25 protein-coding genes and 1 riboswitch are annotated in these 25,591 nt (G+C 68.4%); of the genes, 17 read left to right on the top strand and 8 right to left on the bottom strand.

All coding sequences use genetic code 11. The features are described 5' to 3' along the window. Positions 1–67: 67 nt before the first annotated feature. Positions 68–2,152 carry a RecQ family ATP-dependent DNA helicase gene (locus ABZ345_RS36765; RefSeq protein WP_359859197.1) on the bottom strand — a complete coding sequence of 695 codons (2,085 nt, stop codon included), beginning with the start codon at positions 2,150–2,152 and terminating at the stop codon, positions 68–70. 63 nt (positions 2,153–2,215) lie between these two features. Here ABZ345_RS36765 and ABZ345_RS36760 point away from each other — a divergent pair, with 63 nt between their 5' ends. The 12 genes from ABZ345_RS36760 (at position 2,216) to ABZ345_RS36705 (ending at position 12,573) form a co-directional block, all read left to right on the top strand. Then, positions 2,216–3,481 carry a glutamate-5-semialdehyde dehydrogenase gene (locus ABZ345_RS36760; protein WP_359859195.1) on the top strand — a complete coding sequence of 422 codons (1,266 nt, stop codon included), beginning with the start codon at positions 2,216–2,218 and terminating at the stop codon, positions 3,479–3,481. A 16-nt stretch (positions 3,482–3,497) separates the two neighbouring features. Next, positions 3,498–4,661, top strand: coding sequence for a cytochrome P450 (locus tag ABZ345_RS36755; RefSeq protein WP_359859193.1), 1,164 nt, complete (start codon positions 3,498–3,500; stop codon positions 4,659–4,661). A gap of 183 nt (positions 4,662–4,844) precedes the next feature. Then, entirely contained in the window at positions 4,845–5,426 is a 582-nt protein-coding gene (nadD, locus tag ABZ345_RS36750; RefSeq protein WP_359859191.1) for a nicotinate-nucleotide adenylyltransferase, read from the top strand. A gap of 85 nt (positions 5,427–5,511) precedes the next feature. Beyond that, positions 5,512–5,715, top strand: coding sequence for a cold-shock protein (locus ABZ345_RS36745; protein WP_053735596.1), 204 nt, complete (start codon positions 5,512–5,514; stop codon positions 5,713–5,715). A 141-nt stretch (positions 5,716–5,856) separates the two neighbouring features. After that, the gene (gene rsfS / locus ABZ345_RS36740; protein ID WP_359859189.1) at positions 5,857–6,240 is read left to right on the top strand and encodes a ribosome silencing factor; all 384 of its coding nucleotides are present in this window, start codon (positions 5,857–5,859) and stop codon (positions 6,238–6,240) included. An 8-nt stretch (positions 6,241–6,248) separates the two neighbouring features. Further along, the gene (locus ABZ345_RS36735; RefSeq protein WP_359859187.1) at positions 6,249–6,854 is read left to right on the top strand and encodes a histidine phosphatase family protein; all 606 of its coding nucleotides are present in this window, start codon (positions 6,249–6,251) and stop codon (positions 6,852–6,854) included. Beyond that, on the top strand, positions 6,851–7,582 hold the full coding sequence (gene octT / locus ABZ345_RS36730; protein WP_359859185.1) for a diglucosylglycerate octanoyltransferase: 732 nt from the start codon (positions 6,851–6,853) through the stop codon (positions 7,580–7,582). The genes ABZ345_RS36735 and octT overlap by 4 nt, the downstream gene beginning before the upstream one ends. 20 nt (positions 7,583–7,602) lie before the next feature. Further along, complete coding sequence (locus ABZ345_RS36725; RefSeq protein WP_359859183.1) at positions 7,603–8,496, top strand: DegV family protein; 894 nt, start codon at positions 7,603–7,605, stop codon at positions 8,494–8,496. An 87-nt stretch (positions 8,497–8,583) separates the two neighbouring features. Further along, positions 8,584–9,267 carry a ComEA family DNA-binding protein gene (locus ABZ345_RS36720; RefSeq protein WP_359859181.1) on the top strand — a complete coding sequence of 228 codons (684 nt, stop codon included), beginning with the start codon at positions 8,584–8,586 and terminating at the stop codon, positions 9,265–9,267. Continuing rightward, positions 9,264–9,611 (top strand): hypothetical protein, encoded by a 348-nt coding sequence (locus ABZ345_RS36715; protein WP_359859179.1) that lies wholly within the window; start codon positions 9,264–9,266, stop codon positions 9,609–9,611. The genes ABZ345_RS36720 and ABZ345_RS36715 overlap by 4 nt, the downstream gene beginning before the upstream one ends. 215 nt (positions 9,612–9,826) lie before the next feature. Continuing rightward, entirely contained in the window at positions 9,827–12,439 is a 2,613-nt protein-coding gene (locus tag ABZ345_RS36710; protein WP_359859177.1) for a ComEC/Rec2 family competence protein, read from the top strand. Further along, positions 12,376–12,573 (top strand): hypothetical protein, encoded by a 198-nt coding sequence (locus ABZ345_RS36705; protein ID WP_359859175.1) that lies wholly within the window; start codon positions 12,376–12,378, stop codon positions 12,571–12,573. The genes ABZ345_RS36710 and ABZ345_RS36705 overlap by 64 nt, the downstream gene beginning before the upstream one ends. A 146-nt stretch (positions 12,574–12,719) precedes the next feature. On the opposite strand, the gene thrC is transcribed toward ABZ345_RS36705, so the two are convergent. After that, positions 12,720–13,976, bottom strand: a complete 1,257-nt coding sequence (thrC, locus tag ABZ345_RS36700; protein ID WP_359859173.1) for a threonine synthase — start codon at positions 13,974–13,976, stop codon at positions 12,720–12,722. An 11-nt stretch (positions 13,977–13,987) separates the two neighbouring features. Next, positions 13,988–14,128, bottom strand: a riboswitch (SAM riboswitch). A gap of 87 nt (positions 14,129–14,215) precedes the next feature. Here thrC and holA point away from each other — a divergent pair. Beyond that, entirely contained in the window at positions 14,216–15,184 is a 969-nt protein-coding gene (gene holA, locus ABZ345_RS36695; RefSeq protein WP_359859171.1) for a DNA polymerase III subunit delta, read from the top strand. Here holA and ABZ345_RS36690 read toward each other — a convergent pair whose 3' ends face one another. The 4 genes from ABZ345_RS36690 to ABZ345_RS36675 form a co-directional block, all read right to left on the bottom strand. Further along, positions 15,185–15,988: a class I SAM-dependent methyltransferase gene (locus ABZ345_RS36690; RefSeq protein WP_359859169.1), complete on the bottom strand. Its 804-nt coding sequence runs from the start codon at positions 15,986–15,988 to the stop codon at positions 15,185–15,187. Continuing rightward, a complete protein-coding gene (locus ABZ345_RS36685) occupies positions 15,966–17,237 on the bottom strand; it encodes a cytochrome P450 (RefSeq protein WP_359859167.1) in 1,272 nt (423 codons plus the stop codon). Before ABZ345_RS36685 ends, ABZ345_RS36690 begins: the two co-directional genes overlap by 23 nt. 98 nt (positions 17,238–17,335) lie before the next feature. Further along, a complete protein-coding gene (gene rpsT, locus ABZ345_RS36680; RefSeq protein WP_359859166.1) occupies positions 17,336–17,596 on the bottom strand; it encodes a 30S ribosomal protein S20 in 261 nt (86 codons plus the stop codon). Between the two features lie 123 nt (positions 17,597–17,719). Continuing rightward, positions 17,720–19,984: a glycoside hydrolase family 3 N-terminal domain-containing protein gene (locus tag ABZ345_RS36675; RefSeq protein ID WP_359859164.1), complete on the bottom strand. Its 2,265-nt coding sequence runs from the start codon at positions 19,982–19,984 to the stop codon at positions 17,720–17,722. Between the two features lie 151 nt (positions 19,985–20,135). Here ABZ345_RS36675 and ABZ345_RS36670 point away from each other — a divergent pair, with 151 nt between their 5' ends. Next, a complete protein-coding gene (locus ABZ345_RS36670; protein WP_359859162.1) occupies positions 20,136–20,864 on the top strand; it encodes a PIG-L deacetylase family protein in 729 nt (242 codons plus the stop codon). Here ABZ345_RS36670 and ABZ345_RS36665 read toward each other — a convergent pair. Both ABZ345_RS36665 and ABZ345_RS36660 read right to left on the bottom strand, forming a co-directional pair. Beyond that, positions 20,861–21,067, bottom strand: a complete 207-nt coding sequence (locus ABZ345_RS36665; RefSeq protein ID WP_045316511.1) for a hypothetical protein — start codon at positions 21,065–21,067, stop codon at positions 20,861–20,863. The genes ABZ345_RS36670 and ABZ345_RS36665 overlap by 4 nt on opposite strands. Beyond that, positions 21,067–21,996, bottom strand: coding sequence for an SPFH domain-containing protein (locus ABZ345_RS36660; protein ID WP_359859160.1), 930 nt, complete (start codon positions 21,994–21,996; stop codon positions 21,067–21,069). The genes ABZ345_RS36665 and ABZ345_RS36660 overlap by 1 nt, the downstream gene beginning before the upstream one ends. Positions 21,997–22,069: 73 nt before the next feature. On the opposite strand from ABZ345_RS36660, the gene ABZ345_RS36655 reads away from it, so the two are divergent. Genes ABZ345_RS36655 through ABZ345_RS36645 form a run of 3 tightly spaced genes read left to right on the top strand, consistent with a single transcriptional unit; the run spans position 22,070 to position 25,245 of the window. Further along, positions 22,070–22,504, top strand: a complete 435-nt coding sequence (locus ABZ345_RS36655; protein ID WP_359859158.1) for an NUDIX hydrolase — start codon at positions 22,070–22,072, stop codon at positions 22,502–22,504. Positions 22,505–22,546: 42 nt separating this feature from the next. Next, positions 22,547–23,893: a polysaccharide lyase 6 family protein gene (locus ABZ345_RS36650; RefSeq protein ID WP_359859156.1), complete on the top strand. Its 1,347-nt coding sequence runs from the start codon at positions 22,547–22,549 to the stop codon at positions 23,891–23,893. Next, on the top strand, positions 23,890–25,245 hold the full coding sequence (locus ABZ345_RS36645; RefSeq protein ID WP_359859154.1) for a polysaccharide lyase 6 family protein: 1,356 nt from the start codon (positions 23,890–23,892) through the stop codon (positions 25,243–25,245). Before ABZ345_RS36650 ends, ABZ345_RS36645 begins: the two co-directional genes overlap by 4 nt. Positions 25,246–25,591: the final 346 nt, after the last annotated feature.

Genomic DNA, 25,591 nt, shown 5'->3' with positions numbered 1-25,591 from the left:
ACAACGCTCCGTGGCCCCGGTGCCGTTCTTCGGTACCGGGGACCTGGAATCAGCCTCGGCATCGATCTCAGTTCGTGACCGCCAGCGCGAACGGGAGCACCGCGGACGCCCCGGCTTGACGCAACATCCTGGCGGACACGGTCATCGTCCAGCCCGTGTCGATGTGATCATCGATCAACAGGATCGGGCCGTCGACATTTGCCATGTCCGGTGTCTCACCGGACCGGACGAGGCCGGCGAGGCGTTGGGCGCTGTTAGCTCGGTGCGTCGACTCGCCGAGCCAGACGGTGCCCAGGAGCGGCAGGCGGCCGATGGACGCGATGCGCTGGCCGAAGCTGCCGACCAGCGTTGGGCGCCTGCGGGAGCCCACGGTCACCACACCCACCGGGCGGTCGTCCCAGCCCCACGCCGACAGCACCTTGACGCAGGCCGCGAAGACGTCCTCGGGGATCTCGCGATCGGAGCCGTCGGTCAGCAGGTCGCGGAGCCTGGTGCCCCAGCCGATGTCGGTGAGGCGGCCCAGAGCCCGGCCGGTCGCGGCGACTTCCGACGGCGGGATCTTGCCGGAAAGGGACACGCCGATCGCGGCCATGCCCGTTGGCCACATCTTGCGCGGTGCCACGTCCAAGCCGGGGCGCAGCAGGCGTTCGCGGGCCGCGCCTGCCGCGGTTTCCGACACCTCCACCGACAGACGTTCGCCGGTGCAGTTGTCGCAGCGGCCGCAGTCGTGGGCGGTCGGGTCGTCCAGCTGGTCCTGCAGGAACTTCATGCGGCACGACGGCGTGCGCAGGTAGTCGACCATCACCTGCTGCTCGGCCTTGCGCGCCTCGGCGATGCGCGCGTACCGGTCGCCGTCGTACTCCCACGGGCGGCCTGTCGCCTCCCAGCCGCCGCGCACCCGCCGGACCGCGCCGTCGACGTCCAGGACCTTGAGCACGACCTCGAGCCTGCTGCGGGACAGCTCGACCATCGGCTCCAGCGCTGCCGTCGACAGAGGTTTGCCCGCACCGCCGAGCGCGGACAGAACTTGCCGCACGACGACCTCCGCCGGGAACGCCAGGGAGGCGAAGTACGCCCAGATGTCGCGGTCCTCGTGGCCCGGCAGGAGGATCACCTCGGCGCGTTCGACGCCGCGGCCCGCCCGGCCGATCTGCTGGTAGTAGGCGATCGGGGAGGACGGCGCGCCCACGTGCACCACGAAGCCCAGGTCCGGCTTGTCGAAACCCATGCCCAGCGCGGAGGTGGCGACAAGGGCTTTGACCCGGTTGCCGAGCAGGTCCTCCTCGGCGCGCTGACGTTCGGCGGCCTCGGTCTTGCCCGAGTACGCCGCGACCGGGAACCCACGCGAGGAGAGGAACGCCGCGATGTCGTCCGCCGCCGCGACCGTGAGTGTGTAGATGATGCCCGAGCCCGGCAGCCGGTCGAGCTGCTCCGCGAGCCACCCGAGGCGTGCCTCGGCGGTCGGCAGCAGCGCGACCGAGAGACGCAGGCTGTCGCGGTCCAACGGCCCGCGCAGGACCAGCGTGCCCTCGTCGGCGCCGAGTCCCAGCTGCTCGGTGACGTCGTGGACCACGCGGTCGTTGGCCGTCGCCGTCGTCGCCAGCACCGGCACGCCCGGTGGCAGCTCCGTCAGCAACGTCCGCAGCCTGCGGTAGTCCGGCCGGAAGTCGTGACCCCAGTCCGAGATGCAGTGCGCCTCGTCGACCACGAGCATGCCCGCGGACGCGGTGAGCGAGGGGAGCACCGTGTCCCGGAAATCAGGGTTGTTCAGCCGTTCCGGACTCACCAGGAGCACGTCGACGTCGCCGGCCGCGACCTGCTCCTGCACGGCGTCCCACTCGTCGGTGTTCGCCGAGTTGATCGTCACCGCGTGCACGCCTGCTCGTGCCGCCGCGTCGACCTGGTTGCGCATCAACGCGAGCAGTGGCGAGACGATGATAGTCGGGCCCTCACCGAGCTGCCGCAGCAACGCCGTCGCGATGAAGTACACAGCCGACTTGCCCCAGCCGGTGCGCTGGACGACGAGAGCTCTGCGGCGCGCGGCCACGAGGGTGTGGATCGCCGTCCACTGGTCCTCGCGCAGCACCGCCTCCGGGCCCGCCAGTGCCCGCAGCCGTTCTTCGGCCAGCTCCCGCAACGCGATGTCGTCCATGAGGCGCAAGCTTGCCAGGCCGGTCTGACAATTGTGATTGTCGCAGGTCGTAAGCTGTGTGGCGTGACTGATGACCTGCGCGACCAGGTGCACGCCGCAGCCCGCCGCGCCCGCGTCGCCGCCGACGAACTCGTCCTCGCCACGCGTGAGCGCAAGGACACCGCGCTGCACGCGATGGCCGCCGCTCTCCGCGAGCGCGCCCCAGAGATCATCGAGGCCAACAAGAAGGACCTCGAACAGGGCAAAGCCGCGGGCCTTCCGGACAACATCCTGGACCGGCTCACGCTGAACGACGCCCGAATCGAGGGCGTCGCCGTGGGCCTGGAGACCGTTGCGGGACAGGCCGATCCGATCGGTGAGGTGCTCCGCGGCGGCATCCTCCCGAACGGCTTGGAGCTCAAGCAGGTCCGCGTCCCCATGGGCGTCGTCGGCATGGTTTACGAGGGCCGGCCGAACGTCACGGTCGACGCCGCCGGTCTCGCGCTGAAGTCGGGCAACGCCGCGCTGCTGCGGGGTTCCTCGACCGCCGAGCACTCCAACACCACGCTCGTCGCGGTCCTCCGGGATGCACTCGAAAGCGTGAACCTGCCGGCCGACTGCGTGCAGCTCCTGCCGTGCCACGACCGCGCGTCCGTCACCCACCTCATCACCGCGCGCGGCCTCGTCGACCTGGTGATTCCCCGTGGTGGCGCGGGTTTGATCAACGCGGTCGTCGAGCAGGCGACGGTTCCCACGATCGAGACCGGCGTCGGCAACTGCCACGTCTACGTGGACGCGCACGCGGATCTCGACATGGCGGAGGCGATCGTTCTCAACGCCAAGACGCGACGCACGAGCGTGTGCAACGCGGCGGAGTCCCTGCTGGTGCACAAGGACGTCGCGAGCGAGTTCGTCCCGCGCATCACCAAGGCGTTGCAGCAGGAGAGCGTGATCATCCACGGCGACGAACAGTTCGCCCAGCAGCCCGACGTCCAGGAAGCGACCGACGAGGACTGGGGCACCGAGTACCTGAGCCTCGACATCGCCGCGAAGGTCGTCGACTCGCTGGACGAGGCGGTGCGGCACATCGCGACGTACGGGTCCGGCCACAGCGAGGCCATCGTGACGAACGACGTTGCGGCAGCACGGAAGTTCACGACGCGGGTGGACGCGGCGGCGGTGTTCGTCAACGCCTCCACGGCGTTCACGGACGGCGCGGAGTTCGGCATGGGCGCGGAGATCGGCATCTCCACGCAGAAGCTGCACGCTCGTGGTCCGATGGGCCTTTCCGAGCTGACGTCCTCGAAATGGGTCGTCTGGGGCGAAGGCCACACGCGACCGAAGGCGTAGCTCTACCTTCGGAAGCATGGCTCCCACCTACCCGTTCTCCGAAACTGACGGCCTGGTCCTCGATCCGACCTATGAACGTCTACGGCGTGAAGAGCCTGTCACGCGCGTGACGTACCCGTACGGCGGCGAGGGCTGGCTCGTCACGTCCTACGAAGAGACGAAGTTCGTTCTGGGCGACCCGAGGTTCAGCCGAGCGCGAACGGTCGAGCAGGACGTGCCGAGGATGCAGCCCCTCATCGCTCCCGGCGGGTCGATCCTCACGCACGACGGCGCCGACCACTCGCGCATGCGTCGCCTGGTGTCCAAGGCGTTCACGGTGCGTCGCATCGAGGAACTGCGTCCGCGCGCACAGCGGATCGTCGACGACCTGCTCGACCGCCTGGACAACCCGGGCGACCTCGTCGAGGGCTTCTCGATGCCGTTCCCGATCACGGTCATCTGCGAGCTGCTCGGCGTGCCGTTCGAGGACCGCGGCGACTTCCGCCTCTGGTCGAACCAGGCGTTGTCGACCGTTGGCAGCTACTCGCCAGAAGAGGCGCTGAACGGCGTGATGAAGCTGCACGCCTACTTCACCGACCTCGTCGCTCAACGCCGCGCAGAGCCCGCCGACGACCTCATCAGCGCGCTCGTCGCCGCCCGTGACAACGAGGACCGGCTCAGCGAGGACGAGCTCGTCCGGTTCGGCATCACGCTGCTCGTCGCGGGCCACGAGACGACGGCGAACATGATCGCCAACAGCGTCGTGACGCTGCTGGAGCACCCCGACGCCATGAAGAGCCTCAACGAGGACACGCTCCCGAACGCCATCGAGGAGCTGCTGAGGTTCATCCCATTGGGTAGTGGCGCCGGCTTCACGCGCATCGCGACCGAGGACGTCCAGGTCGGCAACGCGCTGGTCAAGGAAGGCGACGCCGTACTGGTGGTCGTGTCGTCGGCGAACCGCGACGAGTCGGTGTACCCGAAGAGCGACGAGCTGGACCTGGAACGCGAGGTGGGCCAGCACCTGCAGTTCGGGCACGGCATCCACTTCTGCCTCGGCTCCCAGCTCGCCCGGATGGAGCTGCAGGTCGCGCTGGGCACGTTGCTGCGCCGAATGCCCGATCTGCGGCTCGCGGAGCCCGTCGAGTTCCGCAAGGGTTCGCTGGTCAGGGGCCCGGTGAAGCTCGTGGTGGCCTGGTAGCGAAAAAATCTTCGCAGAACTGCGTAAGGGGAACCGCCGACGCGCGTTCCCCCATTGCGCGGCTCTGCTTCGGGGTGGGCCGCGCGACCCGAACGGCCCGTCCTCCCCCAGGGCCGTGCGGTGTGATCAGCACGACGGGCGCCGGATCACGGGAGCGGTCCGGCGCCCGTCTACGCTTTCCGGATGCGCATCGGCGTCATGGGTGGCACGTTCGATCCCATTCACCACGGCCACCTCGTGGCCGCCAGCGAGGTGCAGGCCAAGTTCGACCTGGACCGCGTGATCTTCGTGCCGACCGGTAAGCCCTGGCAGAAGGCGTCGCGCGAGGTCTCGCCCGCCGAGGACCGCTATCTGATGACGGTCATCGCCACGGCGTCCAACCCCCGGTTCTCGGTCAGTCGCGTGGACATCGACCGCGACGGCCCCACGTACACGGTGGACACGCTCACGGACCTGAAGAAGCAGTACCCGGACGCGGACCTGTTCTTCATCACCGGTGCCGACGCGCTCGAGCAGATCCTGTCGTGGAAGCGCGCCGCGGACGCGTTCGACCTGGCCCACTTCATCGGGGTCACTCGTCCGGGTTACACGCTGGACGACCACCACCTGCCGCCGGGAGCAGTGTCGTTGATCGAGGTCCCGGCCATGGCGATCTCCTCCACGGGCTGCCGCGCGCGGACCGCTTCCGGCCAGCCGGTTTGGTACCTGGTTCCGGACGGGGTCGTCCAGTACATCGCCAAGACGGGCTTGTACTCCGAGTCGTAACCACGTTTGGGTGGATTTTGCGTGCATCCGTGGGCCAGGAGAGCAACAATCAGCGGGTTGTTGCTGGTTCGTGGAAGGCAAGACTTTGGCTACAGGCACCGTGAAGTGGTTCAACGCCGAGAAGGGGTTCGGCTTCATCGCCCCCGACGACGGCTCGGCTGACGTCTTCGTGCACTACTCGGAGATCCAGTCCAAGGGGTTCCGCTCGCTCGAAGAGAACCAGAAGGTCGAGTTCGAGGTCGGACAGGGCCAGAAGGGGCCGCAGGCCCAGCAGGTCCGCCCGATCTAAGCATCGGCGCAGGTGAAGGCCACCTCAGGGCGCTGAGGTGGCCTTCGTCATGCGTGCGTGCGACGTAACCGTTGGCGGTCGCCGGTACCCTCAGTAACTCGTGTGGGCGTATCGACGCTCGCCGGTAGTCAGAGGAGTGACGTGGCAGCCACCGACGAGGCACGACGGCTGGCGCTGGTCGCGGCGAACGCAGCGGCCGACAAGAAGGCGCACGACGTGATGGTGCTCGACGTCTCCGACCAGCTCGTGATCACCGATGTGTTCGTGATCGCGTCCGCTCCCAACGAGCGGCAGGTCGGCGCGATCGTCGACAACATCGAGGAGAAGCTGCGGGAGGCCGGTACGAAGCCGGTGCGCCGCGAAGGAGCCCGTGAGGGCCGGTGGGTGCTGCTGGACTTCGTCGACGTCGTGGTGCACGTGCAGCACGTCGAGGAGCGCAGCTTCTACGGCCTGGAGCGGCTGTGGAAGGACTGCCCGCGCATCGAGTTCGAAGCGGACGTCCCCGCCGAGTCCACGGCTGAATGAGGTAGCTGATGGCCCTGAGCCGGCTCGTGCTGTGGCGGCACGGTGAGACCGACTACAACGCGACAGGTCGTCTGCAGGGTCATCTGGACTCGGCGCTCACCGAGACCGGCTTGAACCAGGCCCGGTTCGCCGTCCCGGTGCTCGCCGGGTTCGAACCGGAGATCGTGGTCGCTTCCGATCTGCAACGCGCGCGCAACACCGCCGGCGTGTTCACGTCGTCGACGGACATCCCGCTGCGGATCGACGAACGGCTGCGCGAGACGCATCTCGGCAAGTGGCAGGGCCTGAACCTGGGCGAGGTCGAGCAGGAGTGGCCGGGTGCGGTCACCGTGTGGCGCACCGACCCGACCTACACGCCGCCGGACGGCGAGTCGCGCGTCGAGGTGGCGGAGCGGGCCATCCAGGTCGTGCACGAGGTGGACGCGGAGTTCTCCGGGACCGTCATGTTGTGCGCGCATGGTGGCCTGATCAGCGCGTTGACCGGGCGGCTGCTCGATCTGCCGGTCGGGAACTGGTCGCAGCTCGGGGGCATCTCGAACTGCCACTGGACCGTGTTCACACGGCGCAACGACCGGTGGCGGCTGTCGTCGTACAACGCGGGCACCACGCGTTGAGACTGCTCGTCCTCGGGGACTCGCTGTCGTTCTTCGGCCCTTCCGGGCCGTTGCCCGCTGACCATCCGCGGTTGTGGCACAACATCTGTGCCGCTGAGCTGGGTGGTTCGGCGGAGCTGGCGGCCGGGTTCGGGTGGACGGCTCGGGACGCCTGGTGGGCGTTGACCGGTGACCCGCGGATCTGGTCGTTGCTGCCTTCCACGGACGTGCTGGTGTTCGCGGTGGGCAGCATGGACACGTTGCCCTCGCCGTTGCCCACGTATCTGCGTGAGGGGCTGCGTTATGTGCGGCCCGACTGGTTGCGGCGGTGGGTGCGTGCGCGTTATGCGGCGGCTCAACCGCTGTTGGCGCCCTACGCGCGCGTGGCGTTGCCTCCTGCGCTGACCGCTCGGTACCTGCGGGACATGCTGCAGTCCGTGCGCAATCTCCAGTACACGATGCCGGCGGTGGGGATCGTGCCGTCGGTGCACAGGGCGCCTACGTACGCGTTCGTGCACGGCGGGCACGCAGCTGCGGTCGCGGCCGTGCGCGGGTGGGGCTCACGTGCGGGGGTGCCGTTGCTGAACCTGCCCGCGGTGATCGGGGAGCACGTGCGTTCGGGTGCCGGAAATCCGGACGGGATGCACTGGGGCTGGGAGGGGCACGAGCTGGTGGGCAAGGCCATGGCTTCGCTCATCTCTTCCTTGGGCAGCATCTCGTCCGTGGCGTTGAGTCCCTCGGAGGAGTGAGCCCCGTAGGCTCGTCGCTCGTGCGCATCTCCATCGTCACCGACTCCACGGCATACCTGCCCGAGGGGTTCGCGAAGCGCCATTCGATCACCGTGGTGCCGCTGCACGTGGCGGTGGACGGTGCGGGACGCCTCGACGGCGTCGACTTCGGTCCTTTCGAGCTCGCCGCCGCGCTTGCCGAGCACCGCCGCGTGACCACCTCGCGCCCGACGCCGGGCGAAATGGCGGACGTGTACCGGGACGTCTTGTCGTCGTCGGACGCGGTCGTGTCCGTACATCTCTCTCGTGAGCTGTCCGGAACGTGGGAGGCGGCACGGCTCGCCGCGGAGGAGATCGACCCTTCGCGGATTCGTGTCGTGGACTCCCGTTCGACGGGCATGGGGCTCGGGTTCGCGGTCTTGAGCGCGTGTGCGGCTGTTGCGGACGGGCGTTCGCACGAGGCCGTTGAGGAAGCGGCGTCGTCCGCTGCCGCTCAGACCCGGATGTTCTTCTGCCTGGAGACCCTGGACCACCTGCGTCGTGGTGGGCGGATCGGCACCGCGGCGGCCCTGGTGGGGACCGCGCTGGCCGTGAAACCGTTGCTGCACATGGACGACGGCCGGATCGTGCCGCTGGAGAAGGTCCGCACGATGAGCCGGGCCGTGGGCCGTCTGGTCGACCTGGCGGCGGCTGCGGCGGGCGACGGTCCGGTCGGCCTGGCCGTGCACCATCTCGCCGCTCCCGAACGCGCCGCCGAGCTGGCCACCCGCCTCGATGAACGCCTGCCGCGCTCAACGGGGTGCGTCATCTCGGAAGTCGGCGCGGTGATCGGCGCTCACACGGGCCCTGGAGTGCTGGGCGTGGTGGTGCTGCCGGGAGGACCCGACATCCTCCCACACACCCCCGACAATTCCCCGCTCTCAAGCCCTGAGTGATCGCGACCTGTCCACAACCCGCGAGTAATCCACAGCCCCGCGATCAACCCGGTCTCCCCACCCACCCCACTCCGTAGCGTCACCCCAATGCTCCCCCGCCCCCACCAGGACGACAGCCCGAGCGAACGCCTGGCCTCCCTGGCCGCGAAGGTCCGCGCCAACCCGACCCTGGTCTACGCACGCTCAGAAGACTCCGACGAACACGGCACACCCCGCCGCCGCTTCCGCCTGCCCCGCCTCCCGCGCCGAGGCCTGCTGGCCCTGGGCATCGCCGTCGCCTGCACCGTGATCGGCCTGGGCAGCTGGTGGCAGAGCCCGGCGGCGGAAGAGGCGCCAGCCGTCGCTCTGGTCAGCACCACGGCTCCGGCGCCGGAACTGGTGGTGAACGTGGTCGGCGAGGTGGCCACCCCAGGCCTGGTGACCGTGACCTCGGGCGCCCGAGTGGCCGACGCCATCCGCCTGGCAGGCGGCGTCAAGCCGGGCGCCGCCCTCCACAACCTGAACCTGGCCCGCAAACTGACCGACGGCGAACAGATAGCGGTGGGCATCCCACCTCCGGCGGGCCCTGCCGCCGTCCCGTCCAAGCTGGACCTGAACTCGGCCACGGCGTCCGAATTGGACGCTCTCCCCGGCGTGGGTCCCGTGACGGCCCAACGGATAGTCGACCACCGCACGCGCAAGGGCCCGTTCGCCTCGGTCGACCAACTCCGTGAAGTAGAGGGCATCGGCGACTCCAAACTCGCCAAGCTGGCCGACCTGGTCCACGCATGACCCTCGCTGCCTCGGCCTTGGCCCTCTACTTCCGCACCAGGGTCCACTTCCGCCAGCTCACCACCCCCGTCCCGCCCTCGGTCGCCGACCACTACCACCCACACCGGCCGATCACCCTCGACTTCCCCGTCCACACCACCCACACCCCAAGACGCCGCCGCCCGCGCCGCCCGCTGACCGCCGCGATCCGCCACCTGTTGCGCGCCTACTCGCTTCCGCCGCCCAGCCCGCTTCCACCGCCCATCCCGGCCCCGCCACGCGGTTCGGTTCCGCCGCCCAGCCCGGTCCCGCCGCCACCTGTGCTGAATCCGCCCTGCCGTCTCTGCGCGGCAGCCACCGTCTGACCCACTGACAGGAGCTTCGTCGTGCGATCTGTCCGCATCACCAACCAAGCCGCGAGCCGCGTCGACTTCGCGTGGCACCACTCCGGAAGGCCGCCCCTGGTCGAGCCGCAGGCCATCGCGCCTCCTCACGTCGTGGCGGGCACCGACACCCCTCAACCACGGCAAGGCAGCCCGAGCCCTGAGCCCCGGCCTCCTACCGCGCAACGGAGGCAACGGTGGTCCGCCGACACCCGCTAACCCACGACTACCGCCTCGTCCCGTCCGCAGCGGCGGTGTGGACGACCGCCATTGCCGGCCTCTTCCTGAGCTGGCAGGCGGCAGTCCTCACCGGTCTGGCCGCGGGAGTCCTGGGCTTGGTGGCCTGGCGCTGGGCCTGGTGGACCAGAACCTGCGCCATCGCGCTCCTGATCTCCGGCCCGGTAGCCGCGGCCTGGGTGGGTAGCACCGTCTTCAAAGCCGAGACCCACCCGCTCCGCCTGGCCGCCGGCGAAGGTCGCGCCACCACCCTGACCGTGGAACTCAGCACCAGACCAAGAGGCATCAGAGCGGCGGGCTTCGGCGGTCACCAGGCCGGAGTCGACCACGTGGTCATCAGCGCGACCGCCAACGGCGCCCGACTGGTTCTGCTGGCCCCGGCCGACAAGTGGCGAAACCTGTTGCCAGGCCAGAAGGTCACGGCCAAAGGCACGCTGGCTCCACCCCGAGGTGGCGATCTGACGTCAGCGCTGCTGAGGGTCCGCGGGCCGCCGATCGACCCGCAGCCACCACCGTTCTGGGAACGCTGGGCCGACGACCTCCGTGACGGCCTGAGAGACGCCAGCGCGGTCCTCGACGACGAAGAAGCCGGCCTCCTGCCGGCACTCGTGGTGGGCGACACCGACCAGATGGTGCCGCGCATCGTCGACGAGTTCCGCTCCGCCGGGCTGGCCCATCTGCTGGCCGTGAGCGGCGCGAACCTCGCCATCGTGTGCGGCGCGGTCTTCCTGCTGGCCAAGCGGTTCAGAGCGGGCCCGCGCACGGCTGCCGCGGCGGCGATGGCGGCGCTCGTGGGGTTCGTGGTCCTTGCCGGTCCGGAGCCTAGCGTGCTCAGGGCCGCGGCCATGGGTGCCGTCACGCTGCTGGCGCTGGTGCTGGGCCGGCGGCGGTCCACGCTTCCGAGCCTCGCGACCGCGGTGCTGGCCCTGGTGCTCATTGATCCGGCACTGGGCGGCGATCCGGGGTTCGCGCTCTCCGTGGTGGCAACGGCGTCGTTGGTGCTGGTCGCGCCGAAGTGGTCGAAGTCGCTGAAGCAACGGGGCGTGCCGAACGGTCTGGCTGAGGCGATCGTCGTGCCCACGGCGGCAAGCCTGGCGACTGCTCCGCTCGTCGCCGGACTGTCCGGCCAGGTGAGCCTCTTGTCCATCGTCGCCAACCTGGTCACCGGGCCGGTGGTCGCGCCGGCAACGGTCCTGGGCGTGGTGGCGGCCGTCATCGGGCCGGTGTACCGGCCGGGCGCCGAACTGGTCGTGCACGTCGCGGGGCCGGCGGTGACCTGGCTGATCCAGGTCGGACGGCAGGCGGCAACCGTGCCCGGCGCATCGGTCGGCTGGCCGAAGGGCTGGGTCGGGGCGGTCGCGCTCGCAGCGGTCACGGTGGCGGTGGTGTTGCTGCTGCGGCTGAAGAAGACGCGGACATTGGTCGTCGCGGTGCTGGTCGGCGGATTCGTGGTGCTGGTGCCGATGAAGATCGTGGCACCGGCTTGGCCACCGGACGGCTGGAAGGTCGTCACGTGCGACGTGGGCCAGGGCGACGCGCTGGTTCTGGCGACCGACGAGGCCGACAGGGCGGTCGTGGTCGACACCGGGCCCGACCCCGGTGCTGTCGACCGTTGCCTGAAGTCGTTGGGAGTCAAGAGGATTCCGCTCCTCGTGCTGACCCATCTGCACGCGGATCACGTGCAGGGCCTGCCTGCGGTGCTCGCCGGGCGTGCGGTGGGCGCGGTGGCGGTGGGGCCGCTCAAGGAGCCCGAGTGGGCGTGGAAGGAGGTCAGCAAGCAGGCCCGCGGTCATGGTGTGCGGGTCGTGGAACCCAAGGTGGGCGAGCGGTTCGCCTGGCCTGGACTGGAACTGGAGGTGCTGGGTCCGAGGCGGCCGCCGACAGCGGACGACTCGAACACGACGGTCAACGACTACTCGCTCGTGCTCAAGGCGAACACCAGGGCAGGCCGCGTGCTGCTCACCGGGGACGTCGAACTGGCAGGCCAATCGGCGTTGCTGGGGGAGCGGGACCTCAGGGTCGACGTGCTCAAGGTGCCGCACCACGGGTCGCGGTACTCGTTGCCCGCGTTCCTCAAGGCCACGCAGCCGCGGATCGCGCTGGTGAGCGTGGGCACGGGCAACCGCTACGGCCACCCCAGCCCGCATGTGCTCGACATGTTGCGGGCGGGAGGTGCGCTGGTGTTGCGCACGGACAAGGACGGCGACCTGGCCGTGTTGCCGGGAAACCGAATAGTGAGAAGGAGAAGAGGATGGCTTGGATCAGGCTGTACAACGCGCGGTACCCGGTTCCCGGTGGTGCACCGGGACTCGCGTGGGCGATGTGGCAGACGAACTACTCGGCGATGCCATGGCCGCACGACGAGCTCAAACCCGATTTCGGTTACTACATCTGCGAAACACTCGAAGACGGCACCCGCGCCCTCACCTACCGGGCGACGACCACGCACGTCCTGCCGCCCACCAAGGCCGCCAAGCCGGAGGAGGCGTACGAGCTCGTCTCGGAGCACGTGTTCGACGACGGTCTGCGGATCGCGCCGCACGACTGGCACGACTACCACTACAACGTGCTGAAGGCGGAAGCCCCGTGGCCGCAACGGATCGTGGCGTGGCGGGCGAACGTGGAGCCGATCGGGCCGCACGTGATGGAGGGCTTGCGACGCTTCCCGCGCACGGGCTGGATGCGGACGGAGGCGATTTCCCTCTGAGGCCACGGAGGCTTCTTTGACGCTGTAGATCACCTCATCGCAGCTTGGCTTCCTGCTGAGCCGTGGCCTCCGTCCGCTTCGAACAAGCGGTCCGGGGACGCAGGAGCGTCCCCGGACCGGAAGGAGGTGATTTAACCCAGTGCCGGTTATGCCAGCGCCTTGATGACAGCCTCGGCCGACGGCGGCACCGTCGCGCGCGGGCCGATCGTGTCGCCGAGCGCGTCGAGGGTCTTCAGGCCGTCGCCGGTGATCAGCAGCACGGTCTCGGCGTCCGGGTCGAGCTGGCCCGACTCGATGAGCTTCTTCGCCGTCGCCACGGTCACGCCGCCGGCGGTCTCGGCGAAGATGCCCTCGGTGCGGGCGAGGAGCTTGATGCCCTCGACGACCTCTTCGTCGGTCACGTCCTCGATGGCGCCGTTGGTGCGGCGGACCGCGTCGAGCACGTACGGGCCGTCGGCCGGGGCGCCGATCGCCAGCGAGCGGGCGATGGTGTCCGGGCGGACCGGGCGGATGACGTCGTGGCCTTCCTTGTACGCGGCGGACACGGGCGAGCAGCCGGTGGCCTGGGCGCCGAAGACGCGGTACGGGGTGGCCTCGACGAGGTCGAGCTGGCCGAGTTCGCGGAAGGCCTTGTCGACCTTGGTGAGCTGCGAGCCGGAGGCGATGGGCACGACGATCTGGTCGGGCAGGCGCCAGCCGAGCTGTTCGGCGACCTCGTAGCCGAGGGTCTTCGAGCCCTCCGCGTAGTACGGGCGGACGTTGACGTTCACGAACGCCCAGTCCTCGTGCTCCGCGGCGAGTTCCTGGGCCAGGCGGTTCACGTCGTCGTAGTTGCCGTCGACGGCGATCAGAGCGCCCTCGTAGACGGCGCTCATCAGGATCTTGGCGCGCTCGAGATTGGAGGGAACTAGAACGACCGACTGCCAGCCGGCACGGGCGGCGGCCGCGGCCACGGCGTTCGCCAGGTTGCCGGTGGACGGGCAGGCCAGCACCTTGAAGCCCAGCTCGCGGGCGGCGGCCAGGGCTACGCCGACCACGCGGTCCTTGAAAGAGTGGGTGGGGTTGCCGGTGTCGTCCTTCACCCAGACCTTGCGGACGCCCAGTGCCTTGGCGAGGTTGTGGGCCTCGACCAGGCGGGTGCCGCCGGGGTCGGTGTTCGGGTGCTGTTCCACAGTGGACGGAACGGGGAGAAGGCCGCGGTAGCGCCAGATCGACCTGGGGCCGGCCTCGATGTCCTCGCGCCGGATCTTGCCGAAGTCGTAGGCCACTTCCAGCGGCCCGAAACACTCCAGACAGGCGTACTCAGGAGCGAGAGGGGTTTCATTGCCACATTCCCGGCACAGCAGTGCGCGGGCGGGGCCGAGGTCGAACTTGGTGCTCGTGGGCACAGAGACAGCAGTCATCGCGAGGTATCTCCTCATCTTTCCCGCGAAATCGAACGGGTCGGAATTGGCACCGTGATCGTCTGCGCGCAATCGTGCACAGTTGTGCACTCGCGCTGACGCCGGTTGCCGGGGCTTCGTCGGGCCGTTCCCTCTGCCCCTCTGGATGAGCGGTGTTCAGTTGTGGTCACCAAGCTACGGCACCAGTCCGTTGCTCAGCCACAGACGTCCACGATCCGGGACGTGGGAAGATGCGGAGCGTGAGCGCACCGGAGTCACTGCACCTCGTCGTCGGCGAGGAGGAGCTGCTGGTCGAACGGGCTGTTCGAGCGGCTCTCGAGGCCGCACGAAAGGTCGATCCGACCGCCGACCTGACCCGTGTGCAGGTGACTGATCTCACGCCTCCGGAGCTGGCTGAGCTGGTGAGCCCGTCGCTGTTCGCCGAGGGGCGCGTGATCGTCCTGCAGAACGCGCAGGAGATCGGCAAGGAGGTCGCCGACATGGTGCTCTCCTACGTCAAGGCGCCCGCGGACGGGGTGACGCTCGTCGTTCTGCACACGGGCGGTGGTCGCAGCAAGGCGGCCAAGGACCTGCCCGGCCAGCTGAAGAAGGCCGGTGCCGCGGTCACCGAGTGCGCCAAGGTCACCAAGCCCGGTGATCGAGAAGCGTTCGTGCGCAACGAGATTCGGCGGGCGGGCGGCAAGATCGACGCCGAGGCCGTCGCCACGCTCATCGACGCCGTGGGCACGAACCTGCGCGAGCTCGCCGCCGCGTCGTCGCAGCTGGTGTCGGACACCGATGGCAAGGTGACGGTCGACGAGATCCGCCGCTACCACCAGGGCAAGGCCGAGGTGACCGGGTTCGCGGTCGCCGAGAAGGCCGTGACCGGTGACCGGGCGGGCGCGATGGAGGCGTTGCGCTGGGCCATGCAGCTCGGGGTGCCGCACGTGCTGGTCGCGGACGCGCTGGCGGACGCGGTGCGCACGGTCGCGCGCGTGTCCGCGGTGGGCCGGGCCGACCCGTTCAGCCTGGCCGGCCCGCTCGGCATGCCGCCGTGGAAGATCAAGAAGGCGCAGGGGCAGGCCCGCGGCTGGGACCAGTCGGGTCTCGCCGACGCGATGCAGATCGTCGCGGGGCTGAACGCCGACGTGAAGGGCGTGGCGGCTGATGCCGACTACGCGCTCGAGCGCGCGGTGCTCAAGATCGTCGCGGCGCACGGCCGCCGCTGATCAGGCTCTCGGGATCCCGATCAGGTACTGGGCTCCCGTGAAGCCGGGCACGACGCCGATCTTCCAGGTGAACGACTCGGTGTTGTCGAGGCCGTCGACCATCCGCCGCAGTTCCGCGCGCCCGTACATGCGCAGGAACGACACCACGCTGTCGAGGAACATCATGAACGGCAGCACCGGCACGAGGTAGGTCAGCACCAGCCGCAGCAGGTAGCGCGGCAGCGGATTGCGTTGGAACGGCGCGGAAAGCAGGACGGCCAGCGTCGTCAAGAACGGGAACAGCAGCACGTAGAGGAACGACCGTTTGGTGTCCACCACGACCATCGGCGACCGGGTGTCGACGGCGTTCTGCAGCATGCGCCGGGCAAGCGCCGGCGGGAAGTGGTGGAAGGCGCCGTAGATCGTCCGCGTCCCCTCCACCCGGCAGTCCGTGGCGTCGACGGACGACGGCTCGAAGTCAACCGAGCAACAATCGGGCAGCGCGCTTCGGTTCGCGGCCTGAACCCGTTGGAACGCACGGACATTCGGCACGAGATCGGTCAGCGTGACCTGGGTGTGCACGCCTTCGCCGTGCAGCCTGCGCTGGATCAGCGGCAGCGGTCCGCCCGAGCCGGCGCAGAGGTCGACGATCCGGTGGTCGGCGCCGAGACGCAGGGCGAGCGCCAACGGGACCGAGTACTCCCGTGCGGCGTTCGTCAGCTTGTAGATGAGCGCGATGGACTCGGTGTGGAGCGTGCGCAACACGGCCGGTGTGCGGTCGAGGTCGTGCAGCTCCACGAAGTCAATGCGTGGAAGCGATTCCATGGCTCTTATGCCTACTGGTCAGCCGCACCGGCAGTCCATCCGCCGGAAAGGGCAGACCGCGGCGGTTCCACGGCACCTCGTAGCCGGCCTCGACGGACCACTCGAAGCGCTCCAGCAGCTGCTGCATCACGGCGTCGACCACCATGCCCGCGAAGTGCATCCCGATGCACTTGTGCACGCCACCGCCGAACGGAATCCAGGCGTACCGGTGCACCTTGTCCTCGGCGCGTTCCTCGCTGAACCGCAACGGGTCGAACGCCAGCGGGTTCGTCCACAGCTCGTGCATGTGGTGGTTGAACTGCGGGATGGTCTGGACGTACGTGCCGACGGCGAGCGGGTGTCCCAGCACGCTGGTCGGCCGCACCACACGCCGGACCAGGTGCGGCAACGGTGGAGCGAGCCGCAGGGCCTCCTTGCGCACCAGTTCCACCGCCGAACTGTCCGAACGGCACCGTTCCTGCCACGAAGGGTTCTGGGCGAGGTAGTAGACGATCGTCGACAGCGCGATGGTCGACGTGTCCCGCGCGGCCAGCAGCAACAGGATCATGTGGTTGACCACGTCGGTGGCGGTGAACCGGTCGCCCTCGTCGGTGGCGGCCGCGCAGAGCATGCTGAGCACGTTGTCGGGCGGCCCACCAGTGGCGCGCCGCTCGGCCACCCACGCGCCGAAGATCGTTTCCAGGCGCCGCCGGGCCGCCAGCCCGCGAGACCAGGCCAGTCCGGGCACGGGGAAGCGCACGATCCCCGTCGAGGCGCGCAGACACGCTTCGAACAGCCGGTTCACCTCGTCGGCCTCAGCGCCGAGGCCTGAGCCGGTGAGCACCTCGGACGTCAGGTTGAAGATCATCTCGCGTATCGCCGGGTACACCTCGAAACGGGCGCTGACCGGCCACGACGCCAGCTCGCGGCCGACAGCCGGGACCATTCGTGAGCGATAGGCGGCCAGCCGTGCGGGCAGGAACGCCTGCTGCATGATCCGCCGGTGGTGCAGGTGCTCGTCGAAGTCGAGCAGCAGCAGGCCGCGGTGGAAGAACGGCCCGACGAACCTCTCCCAGCCGCCGCCGTTGGAGAAGGCCTTGTCGCGGTTGAGCAGCACTTCCTCGGTGGCGTCCGGGCCGAGCGCGAGAGTCATCCGCACGCCGAACATCGGCACCGAAGACACCGGGCCGAACCGGTCGTAGCGGTCGCGCGCCCAGTCCACGGGGCTGCGCATGTACTCGATCGTGTCGCCGAGGAAGGGCAGCTTCATGGTCGGACGCTGTCACGCACCCGACCTGAAGAGCCACCGGAACAGCGAAAAGGGCCCGCTCAACGGAGAGCGGGCCCTTCTCAAAGCTCAGCCAGGGCTCAGAGAGCGTTCGCGCGCTGGGCCATCGCCGACTTCTTGTTGGCGGCCTGGTTGGCGTGGATGACGCCCTTGGTGGCGGCCTTGTCGAGCTTGCGGGACGCGTCCTGCAGCAGCTCCAGGGCCTTCGCCTTGTCACCGGCCTCGGCAGCCTCGCGGAACTTGCGGATGGCCGTCTTCAGGGACGACTTGACCGACTTGTTGCGAAGGCGAGCCTTCTCGTTGGTCTTGATCCGCTTGAGCTGGGACTTGATGTTCGCCATGCGACATCACCCTTCTTGTCGAAACCGGAGTTCGTGACGCGCTTGGTCGGCACCGGTCAGAGACCGGCTCTCCTCCACGGCGGAGTGCCGCGCGTTCACGACGACGAAGGATATCAGGCCAGCTCAGCGCACCGTGAACGCGGCCTTCTCCGCACCCACCACGGCCTCGTAACCACCGCGGACCACCTCACGCCGCCCGTCGCCGTCCACGTCGCCCACGGTCAGCGCCAGCTGCGAGAGCTTGAACGACACCTCGACCTGTTTCGACTGTCCCGCAGCGAGTTCCACGCGTGTGAAGCCCACCAGACGAGCGTCCGGCGTCAACACGGGCGAGGCCGGCTGACGCACGTAGACCGGCACCACGACAGTGCCCGCACGCCCACCGGTGTTCGCCACCGTGAACTTCACCACGCCATCACGACGATCAACGGACACCGAGGTCCCCGAGGTCGCGAACGATGTGTACGAGAGACCGTGCCCGAACGGGTACAGGGGGTCGTACTTGGCAGAAGCCGACGTGTTCGCATCCGGCAGCTGGTCGTAGGTGAGCGTCGGGTCGCCCAGTGCCTTCGGCCACGACACCGGCAGCTTGCCGCTCGGGTTCACCGCGCCGAACAGCACGTCGGCGATCGCCCTGCCGCCCTCGCTGCCCGGCAACCAGCCCGCGACCAGCGCGTTCGCGTCCGCGGCGCCACCGAGAACCTGCGGACGCGCGGTCAGCAGCACCACGACCACCGGCTTGCCAGTCGCCTGCACCGCGTCGACCCACGCCTGCTGCTCAGCCGTCAACGCGGGGTTCTCCGTGTCGGCAGGACCCTCCGCACCGGGCTTCTCGCCCAGGACGACGACGACCGCGTCCGCACCGGCAGCCTCGGAAACAGCAGCCGCCGGAGTCGGAGCGTGCACGACGGAAGCGCCCGGAACAGCCTCACGAACACCCGTCAGCACGGTCGCGGTCGGCGGCAGCGGCGAGTCGTCCGGCACGCCCTGCCACTCGACGGTCCAGCCACCGAGCTGGCGGCGCACGTCGTCCGCGGTCTCACCGGTCACGACGATCTTCTTCGCGGCAGAGGACAACGGCAGCACACCGTCGTTCTTCAGCAGCACGGTGCCCTCGGCGGCGGCCTGACGCGCGAGCGCACGATCCGCGTTCACCACGTTGCCGTCGGCCTTGGACGGGTCGACGTACGGCTTCTCGAACAGCCCCAGGTCGAACTTCAGCTTCAGCACCCGGCGCACCGCCTGGTCGATCCGCCCGCGCGACACCGACCCGTCACGCACGTTCGCCAGCAGCAGCGACGTGAACTCGGCCGCGTTCGACGGCTCCATCGCCATGTCCACACCAGCGTTGACGCTCATCGCGATCGCCGCCTTGTAGTCGGGCGCGACCTTGTGCCGGTCCACCAGGTACTTCATGTCCTGCCAGTCCGAGACCGCGACGCCCTTGAAGCCCATGCGCTCACGCAACTGCTTCTGCAGCATGTACTTCGACGCGTGCACCGGCACACCGTTGATCGACCCGGAGTTGATCATCACCGTGCGCACACCCGCGTCGAACTGCGCCTGGAACGACGGCAGCACGACGTCCTGCAGTTGACGGATCGGAATCTGCGCGGGCGAGCGGTCGTGCCCGTTCGAAGGCGCCGAGTAGCCCGCGAAGTGCTTGGCCGTCGCGGTCAGCTGAGCCGTGTCGTCCACATGCGACTGCTGCCCGCGCACGTTCGCCGCGGCCATCTGACCCGCGAGGAACGAGTCCTCGCTGTACGTCTCGTAGTAGCGCCCCCAACGCGTGTCGCGCGCGATGTCCGACACCGGCGCGAAGTTCCAGAACACACCCGTCGACCGCAACGCCTTCGACGCGGACACACCGATCTGCTCCGACACCGCCGGGTCCCACGTCGCGCCGAGCCCGATCTGGTGCGGGAACATCGTCGCGGCGATGACGTTGTTGTGCCCGTGCACGCCGTCCGCGCCGTAGATGATCGGGATCTTCAACCTGTTGTTCTCCAACGCATAGCGCTGGATCGCGTTGTTCATCTCGGCCCACGCGCGCGGGGTGTTGTCGACCGGCGCATCACCACCACCGGACAGGATCGAACCCGTGTGCGCGTCGGAAAGCACCGCCTTCAGACACGAGTCGACCAACGGCCCGTTGGCGTTGTTGCAGTCACCGCGCAGCTTCCCGACGCGGATCTGCACCATCTGCCCGATCTTCTCCTCGAGCGTCATTCTCCGCAGCAGGTCCTCGACCCGCCGCTCCGACGACGCCCGAGCGTCCAGATAGATCTCTTTGCCCGCCGCCAGACCACCGGCCGGTGTCAGCGACGCGATCAGCACAGCAACGCTCAGCACGCCCAGACCGGCGCGCTTGCGGGAAAACAAAGACAAGACTCCTCCACGTTCCCGTGCGCCCGCCGCACACGATCGCGTGGACGAGCCGGACGGGAACACCCCCGAACGGAGGAACTCCGTGAGAGCGATTTCATGCTGGTGAAACGCCTGTTCAGCCGTCTGCTCTGAAACAGGGGATGATGCCCGGATGACATTGCCCGCACTCCCAGAAGAGTTCCAGCGAGTGCTCTGCGTCGTCGCGCACCCCGACGACATGGAGTACGGCCTGTCCTCCGCCGTCGCCCGCTGGACCGCGAGCGGCATCGAGGTCGGCTACCTCCTGCTCACCCGCGGCGAGGCCGGGATGCCGAATCCTCCGGAAGAGACGGCACGACTGAGACTCGCCGAGCAGCAGGCCGCCTGCGCCGCGGTCGGCGTCGAGCATCTGACCGTCCTCGACCACCCGGACGGCGTGCTCATGTACAGCCTCGACCTGCGCCGGGACATCTGCCGCGAGATCCGCCGGTTCAAGCCCGACGCCGTGCTCGGCGGCAACTTCGAGGTCGACACGCCGCACGGGTTCGAACAGGCCGACCACCGCGCGGCCGGGCTCGCGACCCTCGACGCGCTGCGCGACGCGGGCAACCGGTGGATCTTCCCGGAGCAGGTCGACGAGGGCCTCGAACCGCACTCGCCGCGCTGGTACCTGACCGCGGGCTTCTCGAACCCGACCCACGGCGTCGACGTGTCGGGGGAGCCGTTGCGGCGCGGCGTGGCCTCTCTCGAAGCGCACGCCGCCTACCTGGCCGCTATCCCCGGTCACCCCGCTCCCGCGGACTTCATCCCGAAGATCGCCGAGATGGGCGGGAAGGCCATGGGCGTGGACCACGCTGTGCTGTTCCGCGTCCGTGACCTGCACGCACTACCAGAGCTCTAATCAGGATCGGGATTCTTCGGTGGCCTGCCGCGGCGAGGCATCTTCTTCGCCTCACCCGGCAGCCGGCCCGCCTCCGCCAGCGCACGCCGCAGCAGGAACTCGATCTGCGCGTTGGTGCTGCGCAGCTCGTCGTTCGCCCACCTGCTCAACGCGTCGTGCACGGCCGGATCGAGCCTGAGCAGAACGCTCTTGCGCTCAGCCATCAGGTGTAGAGAGAACCGGCGTTCACCACGGGCTGCGTGGATCGGTCACCGCACAGGACGACGAGCAGGTTCGAGACCATCGCCGCCTTGCGTTCCTCGTCGAGCTCGACGACCTCCTGCTCGGCGAGCCGCTGCAGCGCGAGCTCGACCATGCCGACGGCGCCCTCGACGATCCGGGTCCGCGCCGCCACGACCGCCGAAGCCTGCTGCCGCTGCAACATGGCGTGCGCGATCTCCGGGGCGTACGCGAGGTGCGTGAGCCGCGACTCGATCACCTTCACGCCCGCGGACTGCACCCGCGCCGCGATCTCGATCGCGAGCGTCTCGGTGATCTCGTCCGCGTTCTCCCGCAACGACAACCCGGCTACGTCGTGGTTGTCGTACGGGTAGCTCGTCGCGATGTGTCGTACGGCGGTCTCGGTCTGGATGCTCACGAACCGCACGAAGTCGTCGACCTCGAACCGTGCGCGCGCAGTGTCCTCCACCTGCCACACGACGACAGCGGCGATCTCGATCGGGTTGCCGTCGGCGTCGTTGACCTTCAGCGCCGCGGTCTCGTGGTTGCGGATCCGGGTCGAGATCTTCTCCCGCGTGGTGAACGGGTTCGCCCACCGCAGACCGTCCGTGCGCGTCGTGCCCACGTAACGGCCGAGGAACTGCAGCACGCGCGCCTCACCGGGTGCGACCGTGAACAGGCCCTTCATGATCAGTGACCCGGCCAGGAACAGCAGCACCATGATCACCACGATCGCAGCCGACGGGTCAGCTCCCCTGTCCGTCGCACCGACGACTCCGTCCACGAGCACCCACACGCCCACCGCGTACACCACCAGTCCTGCGAAGAACATCGGCAGACCGGGCAGCTCCCGTGCGTGCTTCTCACGCACAGCAGGCACCGGCATGTGCACCTTCGTGTCGATCGCGCTCATCCAAAACCCCCTATCGAAGCAATAGCTAAGTGATATCACTTTTCGACCATGATCGCCAGCTAGGCTGATCCGCATGAGGGCGAAGAAGCAGCGCGTGGCCGCGTACGGGGTGTGCATCAACGAGAACGACGAGATCTTGCTGGCGCGCTTCATCGCCCGGGAGGGCAGGCAGTGGATCCTTCCCGGCGGCGGGCTCGACCACGGCGAACACCCGTACGACGCGGTGATCCGGGAGTTCGAGGAGGAGACCGGCTACGACGTCGAGGTGGTCCGGTTGCTCGGCATCGACTCGGAGTTCCGCGAGGAGCCGGACCGCGACTACCACGCGTTGAGGATCATGTACGAGGTGCGGATCGTGGGTGGTGAGCTGCGCAACGAGGTGGGCGGCACGACCGACCTCGCCCAGTGGTTCCCGCTCACAGACATCGGACAACTGGATCGCCTGTCGTCGCTCGATACGGCCCTTGGTTTGTATCGAACTAGTCCACCTGCAGGGATCTTGCGGTAACTTACGTCTACCGCCGCCGACGACCACCAATGGAGTTGGCGAATGATCCGATCACTGGCCGCAGTCGGCGCGGTCGCCCTGCTGTCATCCTTCGTCCACGTCCCTGCGCACGCGGCTGTCGTCGGCGTCTCGAACGTGTCCTCCCTGCAGGCCGCGATCGACTCCGCCCGGCCTGGCCAACGCCTCGTGCTCGCTGATGGCGTGCACGTGGCCGACCAGCCCATCAAGATCACCAAGTCCGGCATCACCATCGCCGCGCAGACCGTCGGCGGCACGGTGTTCACCAGCGGCGGCTTCCAGCTCGGCAACGTCCAGCACGTGACCATCGAGGGCTTCGTCTTCGACGGCACGAGCAGCCTGGACGTGCCGGCCGAAGCGCAGGCCACCCGCATCACCCGCAACACCTACAACGGCAACAAGAGCGGTGCCTCGCTCAGCGTGAGCGCCGACGACGTCGAGATCGACCACAACACGTTCTCGAACCGCACGAGCGAGGGCGTGTACCTGCAGATCACCGGCCCCGGCAGCGAGATCGCCAAGCGCTCGCACATCCACCACAACTACTTCTACAACCACCAGTTCAAGGGTGCGAACGGCGGCGAGTCGATCCGGCTCGGCTACAGCCACAAGCAGTCGAAGTCCGCGAACGCGATCGTCGAGTACAACCTCTTCGAGAAGGCGGACGGCGACTCCGAGGCCATCTCCATCAAGTCCTCGGACAACACCATCCGCTTCAACACGATCCGCGACAGCAAGGGCTACATCGTCCTGCGCCACGGCAACCGCTCCACGGTCGAGGGCAACCTGCTGTTCAACAGCGGCATCCGCTTCCACGGCAACGACCACAAGATCTTCAACAACTACGTGGAGAACACCAAGGACCGCGCGATGGTGTTCGGCTCCGGCAGTGAGGCGGACAGTGGGCCGACCTCCAAGGAACACGACAGGCCCGACCGCGTGACGGTCGCCTTCAACACGCTCATCGGCACGGGTGCGGTCGTCGACAGCGATGGCGGCAACTTCAAGCCGAAGGACTGCGTGCTCGCGAACAACATCATCAAGGGCTCGTCCGGTGGTGTCGTCTCCATGCACAGCGGTTCGACCGTGAAGTACGAGGGCAACGTCATCTGGGGCGGCACGGGCGGAAGCATGCCGTCGTCCGGTTACAAGTCCGTCGACCCGAAGCTCGCGAAGGACGCCAACGGGCTGTTCCGTCTCGCGTCAGGTAGCCCTGCCATCGACGCGTCGGTGGGCACCTACTCCTACGTGACGCGTGACTTCGACCCGCAGGCACGCTCCGGCAAGCCGGACGTCGGTGCGGACGAGTACAGCACGTCGGCGACGCGCAAGCCGCTGACGAAGGCCGACGTCGGCGTCTCGGCGCCATGAACGTCGTCTTAGCCGGCCTGTTGATCGTGGCGGGGGCGGTCGGTCCCGCGCCCGCCACGGTCACCAGGGCGACATCGCTGGCCGCGTTGCAGGCGGCACTGGACAAGGCCCAGCCGGGCGACCGGGTCGAGCTGGCCGACGGCGCGTACACGTCGTCGGGCGCGATCACGATCCGGCGATCGGGCTTCACGGTCGCGGCCGAGCACGTCGGCAAGGCGCAGATCCGCGGCAAGGCGGGCTTCGTGTTCGCCGCCGGCGTCTCGCAGGTCGTCCTCGAGGGCTTCGACCTGCGGCACGACGGCCGCTTGTCGGTCCCCGTCTCCGCACACCACGTGCGGATCACCCGCAACGTGTTCGAGCTCAACGTGCCCGTGATCCCCGATGACGCCGGTGGCTTCGTCGAGGTCAACGGCGACGACGTGGAGGTCGACCACAACACGTTCCAGAACCGCACCAACGAGGGCGTGTACCTGCACGTCGCAGGCCCGAAGCCGGGTATCGCGAAGCGCACCTGGGCCCACCACAACTACTTCTACAACCACCGGTTCAGCGGCGGCAACGGCGGTGAGTCGGTGCGCATCGGCAACAGCGACCGGCAGAAGGAGTCGGCTCAGACGCTGCTGGAGAACAACCTCTTCGAGAAGGCGAACGGCGACTCCGAGGCGATCTCGGTCAAGTCGTCGGACAACGTGGTGCGCCACAACACCCTGCGCGACAGCCGCGGCTTCCTGGTGCTCAGGCACGGCAACCGCACCCTGGTGGACGGCAACATCCTGCTCGGCACGGGTATCCGGTTCCACGGCAACGACCACCGCATCATCAACAACTACGTCGAGGGCTCGCGCGACCGGGCGATGGTGTTCGGGTCGGGCAAGGAAGCGGACTCCGGGCCGACGTCGAAGCTGCACGACCGGCCGGACCGCGTGACGGTCGCGTTCAACACGCTGATCGGCACCGGTGCGGTGGTGGACAGCGACGGCGGGGCGTTCCTGCCCAAGGACTGCGTCCTGTCCAACAACATCATCACCGGGTCGTCCTCGAAGTTCGTGGACATGAAGTCCGGGTCGACCGTCCGGTACGAGGGCAACATCGTGTTCGGCGGATCGGCCGGGATGCCTTCCGGCGGCTATCGCACCGTTGATCCCAAGCTGGTGCGTGATGCCTACGGGTTGCTGCGCTTGTCCTCGGGGAGTCCGGCCGTGGACGCGTCCGCGGGCTCCTTCCCCTATGTGACGACCGACTTCGACGCGCAGCCGCGGGTGGCGAAGCCGGATGTCGGGGCTGATGAGTACGACGTCGCCGCGGTGCGCCGTCCGCTCACGCGCGCGGATGTAGGGCCTTCCGCGCCCTGACGACCGCATTTGTCCTGGTGATCGCACGTTTCGCGGTCACCGGGACCCCCCGATTTGGAGATCGAAACAGGCCCGTGTAATGTTCTCCATGTCAGAGCGAAGCGGGCCGGAAATCAAAACCGGAACGAGCCTGGCAAAAGCCGGAGAGACAGAGCCTCCTAGAGGCCGATTTGACACCGGCAAGCAGAGAACCAAATAAGCTTCAGCAACACAAGCCCCGAGTGAAACTCTCCGGAAACGGAGATTGGATCCGGTGAGCGCGTGTTCTTTGAGAACTCAACAGCGTGCCGATAACACAGCCAGTAATATATGAATTACCTCCTCGTCGAGGTAATTCCTTTGAGAG

Origin of the sequence: Lentzea sp. NPDC005914 (assembly GCF_040629405.1) — a bacterium.
In the GTDB taxonomy this organism is placed as follows: Bacteria; Actinomycetota; Actinomycetes; order Mycobacteriales; family Pseudonocardiaceae; genus Lentzea.
This window is presented reverse-complemented; position numbering and strand designations above follow the sequence as displayed.